The organism is Bradyrhizobium sp. CCBAU 45321 (genome assembly GCF_028128975.1).
Classification (GTDB): Bacteria; Pseudomonadota; Alphaproteobacteria; order Rhizobiales; family Xanthobacteraceae; genus Bradyrhizobium; species Bradyrhizobium yuanmingense.
Window position 1 is genome coordinate 1 of sequence record NZ_LFKZ01000073.1, and the last position, 3,735, is coordinate 3,735.

Genomic DNA, 3,735 nt, shown 5'->3' on the forward strand with positions numbered 1-3,735 from the left:
TCATGACTATGCCAACAGAAGTCGCAGATTCGTCGGATCGAGACATGTCCCTCGGCACTTGAAACTGCGCCACCCGACTATGCTTGGATCTGGGTGACGGAGCCGACCTGAGCTTTTGCTGTAGCGCGTCATAGACCCGATGCAGATGCAACTCGCTCGCCCGGATCACCCAGTTGCCCAGCGTCCCGCGGCTGATGCTGACGTCGGCGCGCCCCAGCGCGTCCGCCACACGGTACAGCGGCGTGCCGTCGACGTATTTGTTGGCGAGCACCAGCGCCAGCGTCGATGGCGTGGCGACGCTACCCGGCAGCGGCTGCGCCGGCATCGGCGCGGTCACGATCGGAGTGTTCAGCGCGGTGCGCTCGCAGTGACGGCAGGCATATTTGAACCGCACACGTTGCAGCACCGACGCCTTCACCTCGACCTGCAACTGCTCGGTGATCGTGCGCAACTCCTCTTGAAGCTTCGAGGGATAAAACCGCCCGTAGTAGCGCACGCAGCCCGTCAGGACTGGACGGACCCATTTGGCGATTTCCACCAACCAAGATCGCTGCGCCGATGCAGCCGCCACCTGCGCACGGTATGGCAGTGCGGATTGAAAAGCCTCTACTACTGCCGCTCAAAGTCTATCTCGCGCGCGTCGTTCGCCAAGACCGGCGACAGCGACGAGGTGGCGGCGCCGCAGCCGCAGCGTACTGATTATGAGGAGTGCCTTGCATGTCAGTGATCGATCTTTCGGATCGTCGATCCGCGTACGCTGATCGGCAAGGGACGAGTGGGGCTGCTCGACTCGACCGGAACCTATGATGTCGATCGCTACGCCTGGGCTTACGAGCTCTGGAAGCGCCAGCAGCAGACCCATTGGATGGGCGAGGAGGTGCCGCTCGGCGCCGACCTCAAGGACTGGGCGTCGGACCGCGTCACCGCCAGCGAGCGCGCGCTGCTCACCCAAATCTTTCGTTTCTTCACTCAGTCGGACATCGAGGCCGGGGACAACTATCTCAAGCGCTACATCCCGATCTTCCAGCCGCTCACTGTTCAGATGATGATGTCGGCCTTCAGCAACATGGAGACGGTCCACATCGACGCCTATGCGCTGCTGCTCAAGACGCTCGGCATGCCCAAGACCGAGTTCGAGGCATTCCGCGGCTATGCCGAGATGCGCGCCAAGGCGGACTACATGCACGAGTTCGGCGTCGACAGCGTGGCCGATGTCGCTCGGATCTTGGCGATGTTCGGCGCCTTCACCGAAGGCATGGCGTTGTTCGCGAGCTTCGCCATGCTGCTCCACTTCCCGCGTCACAACAAAATGAACGGCATGGGACAGATCGTAAGCTGGTCAGTGCGCGACGAGAGGTCTGCATTGTGAGGGTATCATCATGCTGTTTCACGAATGGCACCGCGAAACCGGCGCGGTGACGCGCGCTGTCCGTGATGACATCGTCGACGTCGCCAAGACCATGGTGAAGCTGGAGGAGAACTTCGTCGACCTCGCCTTCGGGCTCGGCAAGATCGAGGGCATGCGAGCTGAGCAGATCCACGCCTACGTCCGCTATGTCGCCGACTGGCGACTGACCCAGCTGCGGATTGCCCCGGTCTTCGGCTTCTTCGAGGCCAAGGAGGGCGGATTCATCCAGCTCAAGCCGCATCCATTGCCGTGGCTTGTCGAGATTCTCAATGGTGTCGAGCACGCCAATTTCTTCGAGCAGCGCGCCACGGAGTACTCCAAGGCGGCGAGCCGCGGCAGCTGGGACGGCGAAAACGGGGTGTGGGCGGCTTTCGGCCGTATCTAGCCCATCTTTATTCAAGAAGGGCCTGTGGGTGGCTGCGAATGTGGTGTAAGCCGCCGATGGGACGTGGGATTCGGTTGCTGAGACCAATTCTGCGCTGACATCATCGAGGTAACCACACCGGCCATGGTCGACGATACGATTCTGCCCTTCCTGTTTCGAGCGGTCAGGCGCAAGACGATCACAGCCGCGTTTGATGGGGGGCGGCTGTTTTCAGCGGCTATGATGTGGAGGGCTCTACGACCCGAATCCGCTCGAATGCGACAGGGGACCAGAGGACTTCTCGTTCCGTGGATTCATAGCACCCGAAGGATCATTGAAATCCCTTGGCTGCGTCCAAAAGGCGCCATTAATGCGGGGCAGGGGCCCTTGCCGGCCCGGCTTAGATGCGTTCAGGCTAAGGCAGGAGGCTTGGAGATTTTGAGTGATGACGGTGCTGTCGATGAGCCGGGCTGAGATCGACCGGGTGCATGTGTTGCGGGATGTTGTGGCGGAACGGATTGCAGTGCGATGGCAGCGCAACTGCTTCCGGTCACATCGCGGCAGGCATTCCGGCTGCTGAAGGCCTATCGGATCGGAGGTCCTGCGGCACTGCTGTCGAAGAAGCGTGGCAAGCCGAGCAACCGAGCCTATCCGGCGGCGTCCCCACCATCGACCGCGCCTCCGGCGGGTCGAACATAGGGCGATCAGGCCAGCCTAGCTGTCCTCTCACCGATGACATTTCTAGTCTAGTGGTAGACCGTATGTCCGGCTCTCGGGTGAGGTGGCTCGCCCCACACTGCGCGTCCGAGGGTTGCTCGGGCGTACCGAGCCGATCCTCATCACAGGAGGACGAGCCGTGGCAGATTATAGAGAAGCATTTGTCGGAATCGATGTAGCCAAGCTGAGAAATGCCGTCGCGATTGCGGATGCAGGCCGGGAGGGGGAGGTTCGGTTCTTCGATGAGGTGGATGCTTCCGCCACCAACATGCGCCGCGTCATAGGGCGGATTGCCAACCGGTTTGACCACGTCCACTTCTGTTACGAAGCCGGCCCAACTGGCTACGGTCTATATCGCCTGATCCGGTCGCTCGGCCACGAATGCACGGTGGTAGCGCCATCGCTAATCCCGAGGAAGCCGGGCGATCGTGTGAAGACCAACCGCCGGGATGCCGCTTCTCTCGCGCGGCTGCGACGCGCCGGCGAGCTAACGGCAGTCACATCGTCGATCCGCAGCGCCAAAGCTTCCGCGATCCGCCTGCCGGTAGCGGTGAGCAGGCCGAAGAGCGTTACATACATGGTCGGTCTGATCGAGCCTACCGGCCGGAGTGCCGCCGCAGCGCGAAGCAATCGTGCGATCTCGTCCGCACTATAGATATAAGGCGATCGCCGCTTGACGACAGCGTGGCCGAGTGCATCCGCCGCTGGAACCTGATGGCGCGGATTCTCGGCATGCATCGCCAGCGCGAACCGCCGCGCGGTAAGCAACCGGTTGCGGCGCTGCTCCGCTGACGGCGCTCGTGCGGCCCATGCCAGGACCCGGGCACTTCTGATGTGCCGGTCGCCGTGCTCCTCGGCGAAGCTGACGTAGCCCTTCAGCAGGATTTGCTGGACACGGAACTGAAACCCAGCGACTGCTGCTGGTCCACATATTTGGCCAGATGGCCTTCGGCTTCGATCTCGATGCCCCCGACATCCTGCGAACACATCGGCCGCCGCTTCCTGAAGCTGGGCCTTCCACTGCGTGATCTGGTTCGGTGCACGTCGACTCTCCAGGGTCAGCTCCCCGATCTTGGCGGCCAACGGGTTGCTGCGGCAGTACTTTCCGAAAGGCACAGGCCTGAGCATCCACAGCGCCGGGACGAGATATCGCTGTAGCAGCGGCCCTCAACGCCCGGCCCTCATTTGCCACGCCTGACATCCTCAAGCCGACAGTCGCCCTTACAACAACAGCCCGATCATGAAG

The 3,735-nt window shown here is 62.1% G+C and carries 2 protein-coding genes and 3 pseudogenes; 4 read left to right on the forward strand and 1 reads right to left on the reverse strand.

The window, feature by feature from the left end; all coding sequences use genetic code 11:
* Positions 1 to 442 (reverse strand): annotated as a pseudogene (locus ACM43_RS09850) (IS66 family transposase); the annotation flags it as partial.
* A 333-nt stretch (positions 443 to 775) separates the two neighbouring features.
* On the opposite strand from ACM43_RS09850, the gene ACM43_RS09855 reads away from it, so the two are divergent.
* The 4 genes and pseudogenes from ACM43_RS09855 to ACM43_RS38770 form a co-directional block, all read left to right on the forward strand.
* Positions 776 to 1,369 carry a ribonucleotide-diphosphate reductase subunit beta gene (locus ACM43_RS09855; RefSeq protein WP_271539879.1) on the forward strand — a complete coding sequence of 198 codons (594 nt, stop codon included), beginning with the start codon at positions 776 to 778 and terminating at the stop codon, positions 1,367 to 1,369.
* 10 nt (positions 1,370 to 1,379) lie between these two features.
* Positions 1,380 to 1,793, forward strand: coding sequence for a ribonucleotide-diphosphate reductase subunit beta (locus ACM43_RS09860; RefSeq protein ID WP_271539880.1), 414 nt, complete (start codon positions 1,380 to 1,382; stop codon positions 1,791 to 1,793).
* A gap of 835 nt (positions 1,794 to 2,628) precedes the next feature.
* A pseudogene (locus tag ACM43_RS09865) lies at positions 2,629 to 2,988 on the forward strand (IS110 family transposase); the annotation flags it as partial.
* A gap of 582 nt (positions 2,989 to 3,570) precedes the next feature.
* Positions 3,571 to 3,733, forward strand: a pseudogene (locus ACM43_RS38770) (IS30 family transposase); the annotation flags it as partial.
* Between the last annotated feature and the right edge of the window lie 2 nt (positions 3,734 to 3,735).

Bases quoted from the DNA above. Each gene is read 5' to 3' on its own strand.
- ACM43_RS09860 (WP_271539880.1), top strand. From the start codon at position 1,380: ATGCTGTTTCACGAATGGCACCGCGAAACCGGCGCGGTGACGCGCGCT.